Annotated in this window: 15 protein-coding genes; 9 read left to right on the plus strand and 6 right to left on the minus strand. The window is 60.4% G+C overall.

The window, feature by feature from the left end:
- The first annotated feature begins 83 nt into the window (after positions 1-83).
- The 4 genes from IMCC20628_RS13915 (at position 84) to IMCC20628_RS13930 (ending at position 3,166) form a co-directional block, all read left to right on the plus strand.
- The gene (locus IMCC20628_RS13915) at positions 84-386 is read left to right on the plus strand and encodes a hypothetical protein (protein WP_047030713.1); all 303 of its coding nucleotides are present in this window, start codon (positions 84-86) and stop codon (positions 384-386) included.
- A 52-nt stretch (positions 387-438) separates the two neighbouring features.
- Complete coding sequence (locus IMCC20628_RS13920; RefSeq protein ID WP_047030714.1) at positions 439-1,206, plus strand: TlyA family RNA methyltransferase; 768 nt, start codon at positions 439-441, stop codon at positions 1,204-1,206.
- The gene (locus IMCC20628_RS13925) at positions 1,203-2,462 is read left to right on the plus strand and encodes a class I SAM-dependent RNA methyltransferase (RefSeq protein ID WP_047030715.1); all 1,260 of its coding nucleotides are present in this window, start codon (positions 1,203-1,205) and stop codon (positions 2,460-2,462) included. The genes IMCC20628_RS13920 and IMCC20628_RS13925 overlap by 4 nt, the downstream gene beginning before the upstream one ends.
- A 425-nt stretch (positions 2,463-2,887) precedes the next feature.
- Positions 2,888-3,166: a hypothetical protein gene (locus IMCC20628_RS13930; RefSeq protein ID WP_047030716.1), complete on the plus strand. Its 279-nt coding sequence runs from the start codon at positions 2,888-2,890 to the stop codon at positions 3,164-3,166.
- Positions 3,167-3,576: 410 nt separating this feature from the next.
- Here IMCC20628_RS13930 and IMCC20628_RS13935 read toward each other — a convergent pair whose 3' ends face one another.
- The 3 genes from IMCC20628_RS13935 to IMCC20628_RS13945 all read right to left on the minus strand — a co-directional run bounded on the left by IMCC20628_RS13935 (position 3,577) and on the right by IMCC20628_RS13945 (position 7,446).
- Complete coding sequence (locus IMCC20628_RS13935) at positions 3,577-4,335, minus strand: crotonase/enoyl-CoA hydratase family protein (RefSeq protein ID WP_047032583.1); 759 nt, start codon at positions 4,333-4,335, stop codon at positions 3,577-3,579.
- Positions 4,336-4,383: 48 nt separating this feature from the next.
- A complete protein-coding gene (locus IMCC20628_RS13940) occupies positions 4,384-6,165 on the minus strand; it encodes an acyl-CoA dehydrogenase (protein WP_047030717.1) in 1,782 nt (593 codons plus the stop codon).
- Positions 6,166-6,381: 216 nt separating this feature from the next.
- Positions 6,382-7,446, minus strand: a complete 1,065-nt coding sequence (locus tag IMCC20628_RS13945; protein ID WP_047030718.1) for a GGDEF domain-containing protein — start codon at positions 7,444-7,446, stop codon at positions 6,382-6,384.
- Positions 7,447-7,634: 188 nt separating this feature from the next.
- Between IMCC20628_RS13945 and IMCC20628_RS13950 the strand changes: the two genes are divergently transcribed.
- Positions 7,635-8,606, plus strand: coding sequence for an L-threonylcarbamoyladenylate synthase (locus IMCC20628_RS13950; RefSeq protein ID WP_047032584.1), 972 nt, complete (start codon positions 7,635-7,637; stop codon positions 8,604-8,606).
- Positions 8,607-8,636: 30 nt separating this feature from the next.
- Here IMCC20628_RS13950 and IMCC20628_RS13955 read toward each other — a convergent pair whose 3' ends face one another.
- Positions 8,637-9,929: a pilus assembly protein TadG-related protein gene (locus IMCC20628_RS13955; protein WP_047030719.1), complete on the minus strand. Its 1,293-nt coding sequence runs from the start codon at positions 9,927-9,929 to the stop codon at positions 8,637-8,639.
- A 247-nt stretch (positions 9,930-10,176) separates the two neighbouring features.
- Between IMCC20628_RS13955 and IMCC20628_RS13960 the strand changes: the two genes are divergently transcribed.
- Together IMCC20628_RS13960 and IMCC20628_RS13965 are read left to right on the plus strand one after the other, a co-directional pair.
- Entirely contained in the window at positions 10,177-11,610 is a 1,434-nt protein-coding gene (locus tag IMCC20628_RS13960; protein ID WP_047030720.1) for an FAD-binding oxidoreductase, read from the plus strand.
- 184 nt (positions 11,611-11,794) lie between these two features.
- Positions 11,795-12,361 (plus strand): DUF6101 family protein, encoded by a 567-nt coding sequence (locus tag IMCC20628_RS13965; RefSeq protein WP_047030721.1) that lies wholly within the window; start codon positions 11,795-11,797, stop codon positions 12,359-12,361.
- A 71-nt stretch (positions 12,362-12,432) separates the two neighbouring features.
- Here IMCC20628_RS13965 and ubiA read toward each other — a convergent pair whose 3' ends face one another.
- A complete protein-coding gene (gene ubiA / locus IMCC20628_RS13970; protein ID WP_047032585.1) occupies positions 12,433-13,407 on the minus strand; it encodes a 4-hydroxybenzoate octaprenyltransferase in 975 nt (324 codons plus the stop codon).
- A gap of 176 nt (positions 13,408-13,583) precedes the next feature.
- Between ubiA and purD the strand changes: the two genes are divergently transcribed.
- Together purD and IMCC20628_RS24290 are read left to right on the plus strand one after the other, a co-directional pair.
- Positions 13,584-14,861 carry a phosphoribosylamine--glycine ligase gene (gene purD, locus IMCC20628_RS13975; RefSeq protein WP_047032586.1) on the plus strand — a complete coding sequence of 426 codons (1,278 nt, stop codon included), beginning with the start codon at positions 13,584-13,586 and terminating at the stop codon, positions 14,859-14,861.
- Between the two features lie 98 nt (positions 14,862-14,959).
- Complete coding sequence (locus IMCC20628_RS24290; protein WP_052766434.1) at positions 14,960-15,493, plus strand: plant virulence effector HPE1-like domain-containing protein; 534 nt, start codon at positions 14,960-14,962, stop codon at positions 15,491-15,493.
- Positions 15,494-15,621: 128 nt separating this feature from the next.
- Here the strand turns inward: IMCC20628_RS24290 and glyS are convergent, their stop codons facing one another.
- On the minus strand, positions 15,622-17,937 hold the full coding sequence (gene glyS, locus IMCC20628_RS13985) for a glycine--tRNA ligase subunit beta (RefSeq protein ID WP_047030722.1): 2,316 nt from the start codon (positions 17,935-17,937) through the stop codon (positions 15,622-15,624).
- Between the last annotated feature and the right edge of the window lie 155 nt (positions 17,938-18,092).

Consider the following 18,092-nt stretch of genomic DNA (forward strand, 5'->3'; position numbering starts at 1 on the left):
TGCTCCTAACCATGTCCCTTGGCCGTTCTGAAAGACCCTTCTGCTAGTCTTTTCCAGATCAGGGACTAGGGGGCCGACCGGCAATGAACAGCAAAGATGGGAATAACCGCTTCGGGCGCAGGATCGTGGCGACACTGTTGCTGGCGGCTTGCAGCATGGTCCCCGCGGCCCTGGCGGACACGCAGCCAACCTATGACCGGCGTATCGAGGAAGCGGCAATCCGCATGTTGCAACCCAAGCTCGGCGACATCCGCGGCACGCTCGATCTTAACACAGACGGACATCTGTTTCCGCCCTTGAGCCGGCGTCTGGACGAGAGCCTGGAGGCATATGCGCCCGCCGAGTTGCTGCGCGGCCACAGCGAAGGCAGCTTCATTCACTTTTAGAGCCCCGCACAAAGCGCTTGCCCTCGCGCGGCTTCCGGGCGAAGACGGCGGCATGACACGCCCCTCTCCCCATGCTCCGCCTGACCGGGACCGCCTCGACCAGATGCTGGTCCGGCTCGGCCTGTATGACAGCCGTTCGCGGGCGCGGGACGCGATTGCCCGCGGCGCGGTGCAGGTTGACGGCAAATCCGTGACCAAGCCGGGTGCTGCGGTCTCAGTGTCAGCCACATTCTCCCTGTCCGATCCGGCGCGCGATTATGTCTCCCGCGCAGCACTCAAACTCAAGGCCGGGCTTGATGCCTTCGGTTTCGATCCGGCGGGCCGCATCGGGCTTGATATCGGCGCATCGACCGGCGGCTTTACCCAGGTGCTGCTGGAAGCCGGCGCCAGCGAAGTCATCGCCGTCGATGTCGGCCACGACCAGTTGCACCCGAACCTTGCCGCTGATCCCCGGGTCAGCAATCTCGAAGCGCTCAACGCCCGTGATCTCAGCCGCGCTCATCTCGACGGCCGCGCGGTCGAAGCCATTGTGTCTGATGTCAGCTTCATCTCGCTCAAACTGGCCTTGCCGCCGGCGCTCGATCTGGCGGCGGATGGGGCTTTTGCGGTGCTGCTGGTCAAGCCGCAATTTGAGGCAGGACGGGCGGCCATCGGCAAAGGCGGGCTGCTCAAGGATCCCGCCCAAGGTCCGGTGATCGCCGATGATCTCGCCAATTGGCTAGACGCGCAGTCGGGATGGCAAGCCGTCGGACCGGTCGCTTCGCCGATTGAAGGCAGCGACGGCAACCACGAATTTCTCATAGGAGGCGTCAAATCATGAGCGCTCAAAAACTCACCATCACCCGGCTTGGCGGTCAGGGCGACGGCATTGCCGAAACCCCGCGCGGCCAGATTTTCGTGCCGTTCACGCTGCCCGGCGATGTGGTCAATGTGGCGGTCGAGAAAGGCCGCGCCACGCTGATGGCTGTGCTGGAACCTTCGCCGGACCGGGTGACGCCGCCGTGCCCGCATTTCGGTCCCGATGACGAGAATGCCGGATGTGGCGGCTGCGCGCTGCAACATCAGGCAGATGAACCCTACCGGGAGTGGAAGCGCGGCCTGGTGGTCGCAGCGCTTGAAAGCCGGGGAATTGATGCCGAAGTCGGCGCGCTGCTCACCACAGCACCGGGCTCGCGGCGGCGGGTGGTGTTTGCCGCACGGCGCACCGACAAGGGCGCGATCCTTGGCTTCAACCGGGCTTCGAGCCACCAGATCGTGCATATCGACACATGCATTGTCGCTTCGCCCCGGATCAATCAGGCGTTGCCGGAACTGCGCCGGCTGGCAACGGCAGTTGCGGTTGGCAAGGAGGCGTTTCGCTTCGCCGTGCTTGATGCGCTGCCGGGTCTTGATATTGCTGTCGATGCGCCCTTCAATCTCAAGGAGACTGACCGGCTCAGGATCATCACTGCGGTCCGCGCAGAGGCAAGCGTGGCACGGCTGAGCTTCAATGGCGAGATCCTGATCGAAAAGCAGCCGCCGGAGCTCAGCTTCGGATCGGTTGTGGTCAATCCGCCGCCGGGCGGCTTCGTTCAGGCGAGCAATGAAGCCGAAATCGTGATGGCCGATCTGGTCTCCGGGCATCTCGCGCAATCCAAGCGGGTGGTGGATCTGTTTTCCGGCTCCGGCACTTTTGCGCTCAGGCTGGCGCAACACAGCCATGTGCATGCGGTGGAAGCCGACGGCCCGTCGCTGAATGCGCTCGACCGGGCGGCGCGGCGCGCACAGGGACTGAAGCCGGTCACTGTGGAAAAGCGCGATCTGTTCCGCCGTCCGCTGATGCTGGCCGAACTGAAAGCCTATCAGGGGCTGGTGTTCGACCCGCCGCGCGCTGGTGCCGAGGTTCAGGTTCAGGACATCGCCCGCTCGACTGTCAAGCGCATTGCTGCCGTCTCGTGCAATCCGACCACGTTGGCCCGCGATCTCGAGACCCTGATCAAGGGCGGTTACAAGATCCTGTCGGTAACACCAATCGACCAGTTCCTGTGGTCCAGCCATGTCGAGGTTGTGGCACTGCTGGAGCGGACGAAGCGATAGGAATGCGATTCCTCTTGTCGTGGTGGGACTCTCCACTCGTCATCCTCATATTTCGTCGTCGTCGTGATTCTCGGGCCTGATCCGAGGACCCATACCGTGATGCTTCAGACGTCATCGGCCTTGGAGAGATCACGGAATGGATCCTCGGCTCGGGGGCCGAGGATGACGAAACGATGGGCCCCAGGATGACGGCGGAGGAATGATGCGGTGGTGGGGAAATCACGCCTGCCCCCAACCCAAGAGGCAATTCGCTACGCTTGTCTTGCTCGGAGGCCGAGGACGACGACACGAGAGAACGGTCAAGACGGCGGAGGGTATTGCGGATCGGCCGAAACCTCGGTGCAACCACAAGGCCATTGCCAACACCGGCGGCAGGCTTCACGGTGGAGATGTGGGTATTTGATCCGCGCCAAGGGAGACTCACGATGACAAAAACCATGGCCATGGCCGCATCTATATTGCTGTCGATCGCCCTGCCCGCCGGCGCGATGCCATTGGGCACGCCAAATCTGTCCGGGCACTCGCTGGTTTTGGACATCGCTGCCGATTGCGAGGGCATGCTGGCTGAGCTTGCCGTTATCCAGGACGACCGGAATGCCTATAATGGCGATGAAGGAAACTGGGCGCTGAAGGATGAAATCGAAGAGCTCGACAAGCGAATCGAAGGTCTTCAGGATGAACTGATATCAGGCGGCTGCGCCTGAGGTCACCGAGTTTCGACACTGCATGATCCATGCTGAGTCCGGCCTGGAGCTTGGATGCGAAGCGCCCGCGGTTGGGGGCCGGCTCCACGTCGCACAGGCTCCGATCACATCGAGGCTATGCGTGCTGGGCAAGCGGTGGTGCAACCGGGACTCCCGTGCTTGTGGTGGTCCCCTGATCTTCTTTTCTTGAGACTGCTGTAGCTCTCTCCGTCACCCCGGACGTGATCCGGGGTCCAGAGACCCACGTGTCACGCGGTGAATGACTACATCTGTGATTGTAAAAAATGTTTTCCGCTTCGCGGACGCGCGCCTGCTGGATCCCGGCTCATGGCCGGGATGACTGGGAGACTTTAGGCGAAGGTCTTCCTCTCGTTGAACTCACGCAACCGGTCGGGCGCGGCGAAAACCGCCTATTTCTTCCGCATCATGAAGGCCTGGAAGGCGGCCAGCGCCTCGGCGCTCTGAAGCTGGTTTGAGAACAGTTCTGCCTCTTCGCGCATGCGGGCCATCACCGGTTCCGGGTCGGGCTTGATCAGACGCCGCGAGATGGCGAGCGCCTTGGGCGGTTTGGCGGCCAGATGCTCGGCTGCGGCCATCACTGCCGGTTCCAGCTCGGCGGAGCTCACCACCTTGTAAATCAGGCCGGCGCGCTCGGCCTCCTCGCCTGAAAACGGAATCCCCGCGGCCAGAAGCGCGAAGGCTTTCTGATGGCCCATGACGGCGGGCGCCAGCAGGCTGGAGCCGGCTTCGGGCACCAGTGCCAGATCGACAAACGGGGTGTGAAAGCGCGAATCCGGCGTGGCGAAGGTCAGGTCGCAATGCATGTGGATGGTGGTGCCGACGCCGATGGCCAGCCCGTCGACGCCGGAGATGACCGGCTTCTTGGCGGTGGCCAGGCTAGCAAGAAAATCGAGCACCTCGGTGCCCATCGAGCCACCCATGGCAACGGCCATGAAGTCCTGCATGTCATTGCCGGAGGTGAATGCGCCGGGCGTGCCGAGCATCACATGAACGCGGACAGTGTCGTCACGGTCGCCTTCGATCAGCGCCCGGGCCATGGTTGAATACATGGCCCGGGTGATGGCGTTTTTCTTGTCAGGCCGGTTGAAGCGGATGACGTTGATGGCGCCGGTCTCGCCTGCGCGTTGGGTCAGGATATGGTCGGTCATGGCTGTTCCCTCGAAGATGGCGCCGGCTTCAGGCCGGAAGGTCAAGTATCAGGCGAGTGCGGCGCTGGCATCCGACAGGCTTGCAACGCCGGCAGTGGCGATGGCGGCAAGTCCCGTAGTTTCCGGCGCCAGAGTGGCGGCTGCAAAGCGGGCCAGTGCGGCACGGCCTGCAGCTTCGGGTGCGCCGGTGTCAGCCAGAGCGCCACGGGCCAGCATGGCCGTGGTGGCGGTTAGGCCGAACAGTCTGAGATAGGGCGTGGCGCCGGACAGCGCATCGGTCTGGCGGCCGTCCGAAGTCGCTGCCTGCATATAGGCGGTGGCGGTTTCGAGATCGGCGATGGCCTGATCGAGATGATCAGCCACGCCTTCGAGCGCCGGTGAATTGGAAGCGCGCACAGCCTCGGCATCGGCCTTGAAATCGGCTATGAAGGCAGCGACGGTGGCGCCACCTGATTGCGGCAGCTTGCGCATTACCAGATCAATCGCCTGAATGCCGTTGGTGCCTTCGTAAATCGGGGCGATGCGGGAGTCACGCAAGAGCCGAGCCGCACCGGTTTCCTCGATGAAGCCCATGCCGCCATGCACCTGGACGCCGAGCGAGGCGACTTCCATGCCGATATCGGTGGAAAATGCCTTGGCAATCGGGGTGATCAGGCTGGCGCGTTCGGCCCAGGCCTTTGCCTCGTCACCTTCACTGACGCGGGCCATGTCGAGCGCTTCGGCACAGGAATAGCAGATGGCGCGGGCTCCTTGCGTCAGCGCCTTCATGGTCATCAGCATGCGGGCAACATCGGGGTGTCCGATGATCGGGCTCATGCCCTCGCCCTTGTAGCCGGGCGCACGGCCCTGGGTGCGGTCATTGGCATAGGCCAGCGCCTTCTGATAGGCGGTTTCGGCAATCGCCACGCCCTGCATGCCGACCGCAAGGCGGGCGTTGTTCATCATCGTGAACATGCAGGCCAGACCACGGTTTTCCTCACCGATCAGCCAGCCGATGGCGCCAGGCGCATCACCAAACTTGCCGTCGCCGTAAATCATGGTGCAGGTCGGCGAGGCATGGATGCCGAGCTTGTGCTCAAGACCGGAGCAGAACACATCGTTGCGCTCGCCGAGTGCGCCGTCATCACCAACGAAGAATTTCGGCACCAGAAACAGCGACAAGCCGCGGGTTCCGGCCGGTGCGTCGGGCAGTCTCGCCAGCACCAGATGGACGATATTGTCGGTGAAATCATGCTCGCCATAGGTGATGAAAATCTTCTGGCCGTAGATCTTGTAGCTGCCGTCGCCCACCGGCTCGGCGCGGGCGCGCAAGGCGTTGAGATCGGAGCCGGCCTGCGGCTCGGTGAGGTTCATGGTGCCCATCCATTCGCCGGTCACCAGCTTTTCCAGATATTTTGCCTTGAGCTCATCGGAGGCATGCTTTTCCAGCGCCTCGATCGCGCCCATGGTCAGCGTCGGCCCAATGCCAAAGGCCAGCGAACCGGAATTCCACATTTCCAAGGTCGCCACCGAAAGCAGCATCGGCAGGCCCTGCCCGCCAAAGTCTTCCGGTCCGGTCAAGCCGTTCCAGCCGCCGGCGATCCAGCTTTGATAGAGTTCTTTCCAGCCTGGCGGTGTGGTGACCGCTGCATCCTCGAGGGACGCTCCAATCTTGTCGCCGATCTCGTTGAGTGGCGCGATCTCGTCAGAGGCAAAGCGTCCGGCTTCGGCAAGAATGGCGTCGACCAGATCCTCGCCGAGGTCGCCGAAGCGGCCTGATTCGAGCGCCTTGCCGAGGCCTGCAACAGATTTGAGTGTGTGAGCGATTTCCCCTACCGGCGCACGATACATGTCATCTCCTCCGTGTTTTCGCCTGCCTGTCGAGGCGCGATCTGACTGTTGTCATGGCTAGGGGATTTTTACGTAAACGTCAATTTCCGAGACGCGGCTTTGGGTCTGCCGGGGAGACTTATGCGCCGCTGTGACGCACCCGCACCGCGCCTGTCTTCGAGGCCAATCCGGCCTCATGATCATGATTGACCTGAGACGGCAAGCCGGAAAAGACCTCTATTTGGGCTGGTGAAAGATCCAGCCTTTATCGGTGCCGGCGGGTGTGGTGTTGGAATATAGCGTGGTTCGATTGCCGCCATCCTTGGCGGATGCGAACATGGCACTTTCAGCATAGGCCACCAATTGACCGGTTTTATTTGCCACCGCCGACATGGCGACGCCAATTGACAAGGTCGGGTTGCCGAGGACGTTGCCGGTTTTGGGATGGAACAGCGGCTTGGATTGGGCTGCCGCACGGAGCCCGTCTACCACGCGCATGATTTCGGGATCATTGCCGGATTTGATCAGGAATGCGAAACGATTGCCGTCGAGATGGATGACGAATTCATGGGTTTTGTTGCCGGCGTTCAAGAGACTGCCGACATGGCGGATCAGAAGATCGCCAAGCCCCTTGTCCCCGGCTTCGCCAAAGCGCTTGAAATCATCGATTTCAGCGTAAGCAAGGCCGCACAACATCGGCCGCTCCGGGTTTGCGTAAATGGCTGATGATGCCTTGATAAAGGCGCGGCGATTGGCAAGACCGGTCTGCTGATCGACAAATTTCATCCGTTCTGTCTTGAGGAAATGCGACTTCATTTCCTCAAGTTCGGCAGCTTGCCTTGCAGCCACCCCAACCATGGCTTCGCTCTTGGACGCCTGCAGCTCGGTGGCCTGGCTGAGCACCTGCGCCGAGCGTGCCAAGGTTTCAAGATCGTCTTTTGCTGCCGATGCAAAACTGCGCGATGCTGCGTCGATGACCTTGCTGTAGTCGGACAATGACAATTTCTCTTGTTCAAGCAGCCCCATGAGCGCGCTCATCTGAGCCTGCATCCGGTCACTTGTCTTGGAAACCACGGTCTCTTCATGATGATGCGGCAAGTATTTTTTGCCCAACTCATCAAGGTCGCGCTGGGATTTTATCTTCCCGATTGCCACGAAATCCTTGGTCAGCTCCGGATTGGTGCCGGAATAGGCCTCATAGACAAGCTCATAGTTCCGCGGCAACCCGTTGATCCCCATCTGAAACATTGCCGTGGCGACACGGGGACCGATGGAATTGACTGTCGGGTTCTGCTTGTTCATGTGAACACCAATTGGAAATACAACAAGACAGTAGTGATGCTGCAAAAAGGTTATCGGCCAACTAAATCGAGAGCCTCAGTTTGACCAGTGCTTTTCTGATTTTTTAGTAGGAATGGCTGATTTTACCCGTGTTGCACCGGTTGGATGCGGCTGATAGAGCGTGGACAATTGAAATGGACAGGCCCGACATGGCGCGCACACTCCCGATTTCCGACCCAGACACGCTCGCCGTTGCAATCGAAGCGCTGCGGCGCGGAGAGCCGATCGCTGTTCCCACGGAAACCGTGTACGGGCTGGCGGCGGACGCCACCAATCCCGAAGCGATCACCAGGATTTACGAAGCCAAGGGACGCCCGCGATTCAATCCGCTGATCGCGCATGTGTCCGATATCGAGATGGCGAAGGCGCATGTGGTTTTTTCCCCGCTTGCCGATAAACTTGCCGAGGCATTCTGGCCAGGACCACTGACACTGGTGCTGCCGCTCAATCCGTCCGCAAAAATCCACCCGCTGGCCACGGCCGGACTGGCCACGGCGGCACTTCGCATGCCGCAAGGTTTCGCCCGTGAGATCATCGCTGCGTTTGGCCAGCCGCTCGCAGCCCCGAGCGCCAACCGGTCAGGCCGTGTCAGCCCGACCACGGCGGCACATGTTGCCGACGACCTGGGGGACAAAATCAGCCTGATTCTGGATGGTGGATCCTGCAGGGTTGGCGTGGAATCTACCATTCTGTCGGTGGAGGGTGACCATTTGCGTCTGCTCAGACCGGGCGGCATAGCGGCGAAAGACATCGAGGACATCGCAGGCATGGCGGTTGAACGCCCAGTGCAGCAATCCGGCAATATGGTGATTGCACCCGGCATGCTGGCCTCACATTATGCGCCAGACAGCGCGTTGCGGCTGAATGCGTCTGCAGTGCGACCTGGCGAAGCCGTCATCCGCTTTGGCGGCGCGCAGATCCCGGGCGAGGAAGAGGCCAGCGTAGTGATGGACCTGTCACCGACAGGCGATTTGCGCGAAGCTGCGGCAAACCTGTTTGATTTCATCAAGCGCGCCGATGCAGCGGGTGTTGTCGGCATCGCCGTGGCGCCGGTGCCTATGCACGGGCTTGGTGAAGCCATCAATGACCGCCTGAGCCGGGCCGCAGCTCCGCGAGAATAGCTCGAGGGCGATTGCCCATACCGGCACCGATCAACCGGTCAGGCGCGGTGTGTTGATGATTTTCTTGAACAGGGTGGTCATGGCTTCGCTGATACCCTCGGTGGGGCTGACCTCGAAGAACAGGCCCGGTGTCGCACATGCTTCCATCTGGACCGGGATTTCATTCTGAAACGGCTTGATCCAGCTGTTGTACCAGTTGTTGGTCGGAAGCGGCAGATAAGTCGTGTAAAGGACCGCGATCTTGTAGCCCTGATCTTTCAGCGCCGTGCAATAGGCAATATCGATCGGCTCCTGGCATCGGCCACCGGTGGTCTTTTTCGTGCAGCTTGAAGGCTTGTAGCTGTCGCCAACTCCGTCGGAGACGAAAAACAGTATTTTTTCCCGGGATGCAGATGTAAGGCCGGATCCCGGTGTGCCCATCTTGTCAACCATCTGCGTCAGGGCGCGATCGAAATCTGTCTGCTGATCATTGTCGTAGCCCTGCTTGGGGATCGACATCAGGTCAACTTTTGCGGCTTCAATTTTTGCGGAGCTGAGGTCGCTGGTCGCTTTCACGACTTCAAGGAGCTTGGTGTCTTCGGCCTTTTCGCCAAACGTGTACACCGCCATTTGGTACTGATCGATGCTCTTGCGTGAATCCTTGGCAGTATCCATCAGGCTTGCAGCAGCCTGAGCCACGACGTTGATGCGAGTGGTCACGCCAAGACTTTTGGCGAGGTTGTAATAACTGGTTGTGTCTTCAATTCCGTCTTTCACGATGTGGCATGCAAAAGCGCAATTGTCGGAGGTATTGTCCACCATTTTGGTCACATCTGCCGGCGTGGCGCCCACGCCCATCGACGGTGTGTTGTCGAGCAACAAATAGAAGTCGCGATACAATTCGGTCTGGTATTCAACCGTTGACTGACCAGCGACCTGGATGAGGTCTCTTCCCAAGACCCTTGAGAGCGTCGTCGGAATTGTGACCTTGTAATTGATGACCGAGAACAAACGGCCGTCCTTCTTGACGACCTTCGCCTCGATTTCATCAACCGTGAAGCCGGTCTCGTTTTCGAGCTGTGCCTTGAAGAAGTTGATTGCGTCAGCCTTGGCCAGCGGCACTTCGCCGTCTTCCGACATCGCGAGAGCTTTCTCCACGCCAACGGAACTTTCAGCAACCGCCGCCAGCGCAGCCGCATCCGCAGCACCCTGAACCTGTGTCTTGACGGAAATTGCATTGCTGTAATCAACAGCCAGTCCAGCCGCGCCAAATACAGGGACAAGCAAAAGCGCAGCCATCATTCCGAAGTTACCGGATCGGTTTTTGAACAAACGTAACAGCATGGCACCCTCTATTTTTAGTAGAGTGATACTTGCAAACAGCTAAGAAACACTAAAATCCGTCCATAAAATCCGATCAACAGACTTTACATATGGACGCGCCTGCAGCTTTCAGGCAGTTGTCGCGATTGCCGCGCGGATTGAGGCCGGGCCCGACCGCGCAATATACAGGCCAGCTATCTGCGCTTTTGCCCATCATTTCGGTTCGCATCTCTCGACTTGATGCCGGCACCCCGATAAATGCTTGAACATGCTCACACCACTGACCGACCCCTCGCTGATCTCCCGTTTCGTCGCCATCACCGGTGCGCAAAACGCCTTGACAGATCCATCCGACATTGCCCCGTATCTGATTGAACTGCGCGGCCTCTATCAGGGCGAAAGCCCGCTAGTGCTGCGCCCGGCCAACACTGAGGAAGTGGCAGCCATCCTGCGGCTGGCCAATGAGACACATACGGCGATTGTGCCGCAAGGCGGAAACACCGGTCTGGTTGGCGCGCAATCGCCGCGGCCTGGAAAGGGCGAAATCGTCTTGTCGCTGTCGCGGCTGAACAAGATCCGCTCGCTCGACCCGGTGGGCCAGACCATGGTGGCTGAAGCCGGTGTCGTGCTTCAGCAGGCGCAGCTTGCGGCCAGTGACAAGGGCTTGCTGTTTCCACTGTCACTGGGATCGGAAGGCTCTTGCCAGATCGGCGGCAATCTCTCGTCCAATGCCGGCGGAACGGCTGTGCTGGCCTATGGCAACATGCGGCAACTCTGCCTTGGCATTGAGGCCGTGTTGCCGGATGGCGAAATCTGGCACGGGCTGCGGGCCCTGAAGAAAGACAACACAGGCTACGATCTGCGCGACCTGTTCATTGGCGCCGAAGGAACGCTGGGCGTCATCACGGCAGCGGTTCTCAAACTGTTTCCGGCGCCACGCGGGCACGAAACGCTTTATGCCGGGATCGACAGTCCCGAGACTGCAGTCGAGTTGTTCCGGCTGGCGCAAGACCTGTGCGGCCCTTCGCTCACCGGGTTCGAGTTGATGCCACGCATCGGCATCGAGTTCACGGTCAAACACATCGAAGGCATGCGCGACCCGATGGGCGAACCCCACCCCTGGTACGCCCTGATTGATATTTCATCGGGCCAATCGCAGGAAGCCGCGCGGACGATGCTTGAAGAGCTGTTCGTCGCTGCCGATGAAAAAGGCTTGATCCGGGACGCGGTGGCTGCCGAAACCGAGGCCCAGCGTCAGGCGTTCTGGAAACTGCGCGAAACAATGTCCCCGGCGCAAAAGCCTGAAGGCGGCTCGATCAAGCATGATGTCTCCGTTCCGGTGGCACAGGTGCCGGCGTTTCTTGAACGCGCTGACCGAGCCGTGCTCAAAGCCATGCCGGATGCGCGCATCGTCGCCTTCGGGCACATGGGCGACGGCAATATTCATTACAACATTTCGCAAGCCCCCGGCGCGGACACGCAAGCCTTTCTGGCACGCTGGAAAGAAATGAACGAGGTCGTTCACGCGATTGTGCTGGAATTGAACGGGTCAATTTCTGCCGAGCACGGCATAGGACAACTCAAGCGCGATGAACTCGCAGCCATCAGGTCGCCCGTTGAAATGGCGCTGATGCAGCAGATCAAGCAGGCTTTTGATCCCAAAGGCATCATGAATCCGGGCAAGGTGCTTGGCTCCCGGTAACCTTTCCAAAACGGAAATGGCACGGTCGTCTTTCGCTAACCATTTCCAGAACATAGGTTTTCTTAACCCAAAACTTTAAGCCGACGGGAAGGTCCGTGCGGCATTTTGCTTCCTGTGAGAGGGCGAAAAGCCCCGAATGAGAAGACCGGATAACCGGCTCTCAAGAGTTACAGAGGCGTTTAACATGACCAATACCGTATTGAAGCCTGTATGGGCCGGGTTCGAATTGCGGCTCGACCCGAACAACTTCCCGCAGCGCGTGTCCTATGCGGCGCGGGAAGAGAGTGACGAAGTTTCGGTAACGCTCGACAAGCGCGGCGCTGTCGTCAAGAAAGTGCTGTCGAAATCCGGACTGCCATTGTCCATTGCTCTGCCCGCCCGTGCCTTTACGGGTGTTGCGGCACGCGCCATTGATCATGGCGATGGCACTGTGACGGTGACGCTGGAACTGCACCACACCGACACTGCGCTCTGCGTGCCGTTGCTGGTGGCTCATGATCTCGATGACATTGCCGCAGACTGGCGCACCTGGTCGGAGCTCTACGGTCTGCCGATGCTGATGGTCGAGGCCGACGGCGTCGCCCGTCCGCTTGATGACGGCTCTATCCCGCAGGTAACGGATTCGCCAACGCGCCGTCGCCGTCACAACCAGATCGCCGAGCGCCGTCCGCGCTTCCTGGTCCGCCGCTCGACCGGCAAGATGGGTGTCCGCATGAAGATCGAAGGCCGTGAAATCATCGCCCGCCGCTAAAGCCCAGCCTCGAAAATATCCATGACCCGGTTGCCCGAAAGGCAGCCGGGTTTTTTCATGCCCAGCCTGCTTCAGGCCCAGATTGCGGCGACCAGGCCGAGGAAAATGATCAGGCCAACCCGGCTGTTGGCCTTGAACAGGGCCAGGCATTGATCGGCATCATCAATATCGATGACGCGAATCTGCCAGCCGAGCATGGCAGCGGCAATCGCAAACCCGGCAAAAGCCGGCCAGGCCACGCCGGTCAGCCAGAAGGCAGCAAGCGTCATGGCGGCAAACAGCCCGTAAAACAGGACAAGCCAGGCCTTGGTGTGATTGCCAAACAGGCGTGCGGTGGACCGAACGCCGACCAGCGCGTCGTCTTCCTTGTCCTGATGGGCATAGATGGTGTCATAGCCGATGGTCCAGGCGACAGCGCCGATGTAAAGCAATACCGCCGGCCAGGCCAGCTCTCCGAAAAGAGCCGCCCACCCCATCAAAGCGCCCCAGGAGAATGCCAGACCGAGAAAGAATTGCGGCCAGTCGGTGAAGCGCTTGGCGAAGGGGTAGATCACCACGACACCAAGCGAGGCGATGCCGAGCAGCACGGTAAACCAGTTGAACTGAAGCAGCACCAGAAGCCCGACCAGCGCCTGGACAACGACAAACGTCATGGCGGCGAGACGGGAAATCCGTCGGGAGGGCAGCGGCCGCGAACGGGTGCGCGCCACCTTGGCGTCGATCCTGTAATCAACGATGTCGTTCCAGGTGCAACCGGCGCCGCGCATGGCGATGGCGCCGATCATGAACAGGACCAGATGCCAGAACGTCAGCGCCGGAAACCAGATCGTGGTGATATTGGCCGGAGAACTGGCAACATTGGCAGCAAGGGCGGCGGACCAGAAGCACGGCCACATCAACAATTGCCAGCCGATCGGACGATCCCAGCGGGCAAGCTGGGCATGCGGCCAGAGCAGGCGCGGCAGCACACGATATACCCAATTGCCAAACGGCGCATCGGCGACGCGGGCGTTGTGATCAGCTGTCTTTTTCGATGATTTTGACATGGCAAGACTGTTGCCCGCAGTGCGGTGCGCCGTCAAGTTGAGAGAATTTCAAATTGCATCATTGCGTATCACGGCGATGAGTCCCGGCTTGTTGTCTTGACGCTGCGACCGTGATTGCCTACCCGTTCCCAAATGGGCGAAAGGCGCGCCGGACGAAAGATGGAGACCTCTCGATGATGAATGTGCTGTTGATCGGATCTGGCGGCCGCGAGCATGCGCTGGCCTGGAAGATCGCCCAGTCACCGCTGCTTGGTACGCTGTATGCGGCGCCAGGCAATCCGGGCATTGCCGACCACGCGATTTTGAGTGCACTTGATGCGACCGACCATGACGCCGTTGTTGCGTTCTGCAAGAACAAGGCGATTGATCTGGTGGTCGTCGGTCCCGAAGCACCGCTGGTGGCCGGATTGGCTGACGCGCTCAAGCAGGCAGGCATTTCCGTGTTCGGACCATCGGGACAAGCCGCACAGCTTGAGGGCTCGAAAGGCTTTACCAAAGACCTGTGTGCGCGTGAAAACATCCCCACCGGCGCCTATCAGCGATTCAACAATGCGCCCAAGGCCAAAGCCTATGCACGGGCCCAGGGCGCGCCGATTGTCATCAAGGCCGACGGGCTGGCTGCCGGCAAGGGCGTCACGGTGGCGATGACCATCGAGGAGGCGCTGGAAGCAATCGAAGATTGTTTTGAGGGGGCATTCGGCGAAGCCGGCGCTGAAGTGGTGGTGGAAGAATTCCTGCACGGTGAAGAGGCAAGCTTCTTCTGCCTGTGCGACGGCAAGACCGCCCTGCCCTTTGGCACGGCGCAGGATCACAAGCGGGTTGGCGATGGCGACACCGGACCCAATACCGGCGGCATGGGCGCCTATTCACCCGCAGCGGTGATGACGCCGGAACTGATTGCCCAGACCATGCGCGAGATCATCGAACCGACCATGCGCGGCATGGCGGCAATCGGCACGCCGTTTAGCGGCGTACTTTATGCCGGGCTGATGATCGACGAGACCGGACCAAAGCTGATCGAGTACAATGTGCGGTTTGGCGATCCGGAATGCCAGGTGCTGATGATGCGGCTCAAGGATGACGTGCTGCTGCTGCTGAAAGCCGCGGCAGAAGGCGGGCTGGCGCATGTCTCGGCGCGCTGGAAGGATGATGCGGCGCTGAGTGTGGTGATGGCGGCAGAAGGCTATCCCGGCACACCGAAGAAGGGCACGCCGATTGCCGGCATTGCCGCAGCAGAGGCAACCGGCGCCAAGGTTTTCCACGCCGGAACTTCGCTTGAGGGCGACCAGTTGCTGGCCAATGGCGGGCGGGTTCTCAACGTCACTGCGCATGGCGCGGACGTGACGGCGGCGCAGGCCAAGGCCTATGCCGCGGTCGATGCGATCGACTGGCCGGGCGGGTTTTGCCGCCGCGATATCGGCTGGCGGGCGGTCGAGCGCGAGGCCAAAATTTAACCCCACGTTTACCGCTTCCAAAAACCGGATCGTAACGGCCCGCTGCTAGAGTGCACTCACCAAAACCGGAAATTCCGGACCGAAGGGGAGTATGCACAATGCTGAGATTGATGATTGCAGCGACGATCTGCGCAGGCGCCGGAGCAGCCAATGCCGGCTCAATCGAGCAGTTCACAGCGACAACAAGCAGCCGCACCAGCATTGTCGAATTCGGCTGCCCGTCCTGCGCTCGTAAAGCAGCGGCAAAGGCTGTGGAAGAGGCCACGATCAAGCTGGAGCCTGGCGAACAGATCATCGAGGTTCGCGATGTTGCTGGTGAGAAGATGATCTACCGGACCGAAAACTGGCTCGGTGGCTCACCCGTCACCATGGTCCGCAAGGCCACCGAACTTGATCTCATCGCCCTTGGGGTGCCAGCGCCGGAAACCAAACAAACGGCTGAAGCTGACAGTGCTGTGACCGAGGCGTCCGAACCGCCGGTGACCGCAAAATCGACCAGCGAACCGTTGCTGTTTGAACCGGTGATCGCCAACACCGCGCCGGGCATCGACAAGGACACCAAGACATCAGCGCTCGGGAATCCGACGGCTGAACCGTTTGATCCATCGAAGCTGGAGCTTCGGCTCAACTAAGATCCGGACGGCGCGTCTAACCGCCCGTCCCTGCCCCGCAAGCCCTCGTTCGGGCGCACGCGATGGCACCCAGCCGGCGCCCACCTCCAGGGGTCGCCGGCTTCGGGCTATGTGGCGTAGCCGAAGGCTTATCCGGCGATGCGGGAGAAGTCCGCAACCGCGCCAGTGGCCTGCCGGATCATGGCGAGCAATGCCAGCCGGTTTGCACGCACCGCTTCGTCGTCGACATTTACCATCACCGCTTCAAAGAATGAATCAACCGGTTCACGTAATGTGGCAAGTGCGGTCATGGCAGCGGAATAATCTTCCGTTTCAATGGCTTGCGTTGCCTGACTGACAGATTGATTCACCGCCGCAAAGAGGTTTTTCTCGGCATCAAGCTCGAACAGAGCCGGGTCAACCGCATCGGCAACCGCAGTCCCCTTCTTCTCCTCGGCGGCCAGAATGTTGGCGGCGCGCTTGGTTCCGGCCAGCAGGTTCTTGCCGTCCTCGGTGTCGAGGAATGCACCCAGTGCTTCAACGCGACGGGTGATATCCAAGAGGTCATCTGAAGCGGGCGTGATCACCGCGTCGATCAGATCGTGACGGGCGCCCTGATCGCGGAGATAGACTTTCAGGCGGTCGTGGAAGAAAGACAGGAGGTCTTTTGGCAATTCCGCCATTTCACCATCCAGCCGGGATTTTCTAGCATCAATCGCGTGCTGCAATTCATCTACGCGCGAGTCGCCGCCAGCCACGGCGTCGAGTACGTAAGCTGAGTTCAAATCGCCTTCAAATTCCTTCGAAAGAATTGCTTCGAGAATGTCTTCTTTGGCAAAAAGAATCTGACTTGTTAAACGAGCTTCCACTCTATTCTCCACGACGATACGGATCACGCCGAGTGCAGCCCGGCGAAGCGCATAGGGATCTTTCGAACCCGTGGGCTTTTCGTCGATGGCCCAGAAGCCAACGAGCGTGTCGAGCTTGTCGGCCAATGCCACGGCAATTGACACCGGCTCGGTCGGCACTTCATCTGAGGGGCCTTGCGGCTTGTAGTGCTCTTCGGCGGCCAGCGCGACGCTGACGTTCTCACCCTGAAGGCCGGCATAGATGCGGCCCATGACGCCCTGCAGTTCGGGGAACTCGCCGACCACTTCGGTGGTCAGATCGGCCTTGGCGAGCATGGCGGCGCGGGCGGCGAGTTTCGGGTCTGCGCCGACGACGGGTGCTAGTTCAGCCGCCAGTTTGACAATCCGCTGGACGCGTTCGCCCTGACTGCCAAGCTTGGCGTGGAAGGTGACGTTGAGCTGATCCAGCCGCGCCATGCGCTGGTCGAGCGGCTTAGCCATGTCGAGGCCGAGCTTTTCGGCTGATGCTGCGAGCTTGTCGCGGTCGGGCAGATCAGCCTGATCGGTGTTCCAGAAATAGAGCGCGTCGGAGAGCCGGGCGCGCACCACCTTGGCGTTGCCGTGGGCGATTTCCTTGCCGCCGTCGCTGGCCTCGATATTGGCGACCAGAATGAACTTGTTCGACAGCCCGCCGCCCGGCTTTTTGAGCACGAAGCATTTCTGGTTGGTCTTGATGGTCAACCGGATGATGTCATCGGGGATCTGGAGGAAATCCTCCTCGAACTCACCCATCAAAACCACCGGCCATTCGACCAGTCCGGAGACTTCGTCGAGCAGGGCCTCGTCCTCAACCAGTTCCAGCCCGGAGGCGAACGCGAGGTTGCGGGCGTCGGAGGCGATGATCTCCTTGCGGCGCTCGGCGTCGAGCACCACGTGGGCGCGCTCGAGCTTTTCGGAATAATCATCAAAGCGACGGACGGTGAAAGACTCGGGCGCATGGAAGCGGTGACCGGAGGTGGTGTTGCCGGCAATCAGACCATCAACCTTGAAAGCGATGACGGTCGGCTCTTCGGTTTCCGGACCGAAGGTGCAGATGATCGACTGCAGCGGGCGTACCCATTTGAGCGCTTCGGAACCCTTGCCTTCGATGCCGTGATAGCTTGAGCCCTTCGGCATGGAAGCAGCACCCCAGCGCATGGATTTGGGCCAGGAGAAGCCGCGAACGATGCCGGGCATCACATCGGCGATGATCTCCTCGGCATCGCGGCCGGGCTTGGAAATATGGGCGACATAGAAATCACCCTTCTTCGGATCAGTGTGGACATGGGCTTCCGAGATATCGGCAAGGCCGGCCTTGCGCATGAAGCCGGCCAGCGCCTGCTCCGGCGCCTTGGTCGACGGGCCCTTGATCTCCTCGTTGACGTCCTTGGACCGTGCGGTCAGGCCGCGAACATCGAGAACCAGACGGCGCGGCGTCCAGTATTCGCGGGCGGCCTCATAGGTCAGTCCCGCATCGACCAGCGCATCGGTGACATATTTGCGCAAATCGCCCGCAGCCTTGCGCTGCATGCGGGCAGGAATTTCCTCGGAACGAAGTTCAATCAACAGGTCGGGCATCAGTTCAACTCCACCATGATACAACGCATGCCACTATTGCCTTTGCCCGTCCTCACGGCGGCGCCGCTGCGGGCGAGCGGGCGGGCAGGAATTTCCTCGGAGCGAAGTTCAATCAGAAGGTCGGGCATCAGGTCTCACGCGGTCAATGGTTTACT

Source organism: Hoeflea sp. IMCC20628 (genome assembly GCF_001011155.1).
In the GTDB taxonomy this organism is placed as follows: Bacteria; Pseudomonadota; Alphaproteobacteria; order Rhizobiales; family Rhizobiaceae; genus Hoeflea.

What these genes read in the sequence shown, in the direction of transcription:
- IMCC20628_RS13915 (WP_047030713.1), top strand. Translation starts at nt 84, where the DNA reads ATGAACAGCAAAGATGGGAATAACCGCTTCGGGCGCAGGATCGTGGCG.
- IMCC20628_RS13920 (WP_047030714.1), top strand. Translation starts at nt 439, where the DNA reads ATGACACGCCCCTCTCCCCATGCTCCGCCTGACCGGGACCGCCTCGAC.
- IMCC20628_RS13925 (WP_047030715.1), top strand. Translation starts at nt 1,203, where the DNA reads ATGAGCGCTCAAAAACTCACCATCACCCGGCTTGGCGGTCAGGGCGAC.
- IMCC20628_RS13930 (WP_047030716.1), top strand. Translation starts at nt 2,888, where the DNA reads ATGACAAAAACCATGGCCATGGCCGCATCTATATTGCTGTCGATCGCC.
- IMCC20628_RS13935 (WP_047032583.1), bottom strand. Translation starts at nt 4,335, where the DNA reads ATGACCGACCATATCCTGACCCAACGCGCAGGCGAGACCGGCGCCATC.
- IMCC20628_RS13940 (WP_047030717.1), bottom strand. Translation starts at nt 6,165, where the DNA reads ATGTATCGTGCGCCGGTAGGGGAAATCGCTCACACACTCAAATCTGTT.
- IMCC20628_RS13945 (WP_047030718.1), bottom strand. Translation starts at nt 7,446, where the DNA reads ATGAACAAGCAGAACCCGACAGTCAATTCCATCGGTCCCCGTGTCGCC.
- IMCC20628_RS13950 (WP_047032584.1), top strand. Translation starts at nt 7,635, where the DNA reads ATGGCGCGCACACTCCCGATTTCCGACCCAGACACGCTCGCCGTTGCA.
- IMCC20628_RS13955 (WP_047030719.1), bottom strand. Translation starts at nt 9,929, where the DNA reads ATGCTGTTACGTTTGTTCAAAAACCGATCCGGTAACTTCGGAATGATG.
- IMCC20628_RS13960 (WP_047030720.1), top strand. Translation starts at nt 10,177, where the DNA reads ATGCTCACACCACTGACCGACCCCTCGCTGATCTCCCGTTTCGTCGCC.
- IMCC20628_RS13965 (WP_047030721.1), top strand. Translation starts at nt 11,795, where the DNA reads ATGACCAATACCGTATTGAAGCCTGTATGGGCCGGGTTCGAATTGCGG.
- ubiA (WP_047032585.1), bottom strand. Translation starts at nt 13,407, where the DNA reads ATGTCAAAATCATCGAAAAAGACAGCTGATCACAACGCCCGCGTCGCC.
- purD (WP_047032586.1), top strand. Translation starts at nt 13,584, where the DNA reads ATGAATGTGCTGTTGATCGGATCTGGCGGCCGCGAGCATGCGCTGGCC.
- IMCC20628_RS24290 (WP_052766434.1), top strand. Translation starts at nt 14,960, where the DNA reads ATGCTGAGATTGATGATTGCAGCGACGATCTGCGCAGGCGCCGGAGCA.
- glyS (WP_047030722.1), bottom strand. Translation starts at nt 17,937, where the DNA reads ATGCCCGACCTGTTGATTGAACTTCGTTCCGAGGAAATTCCTGCCCGC.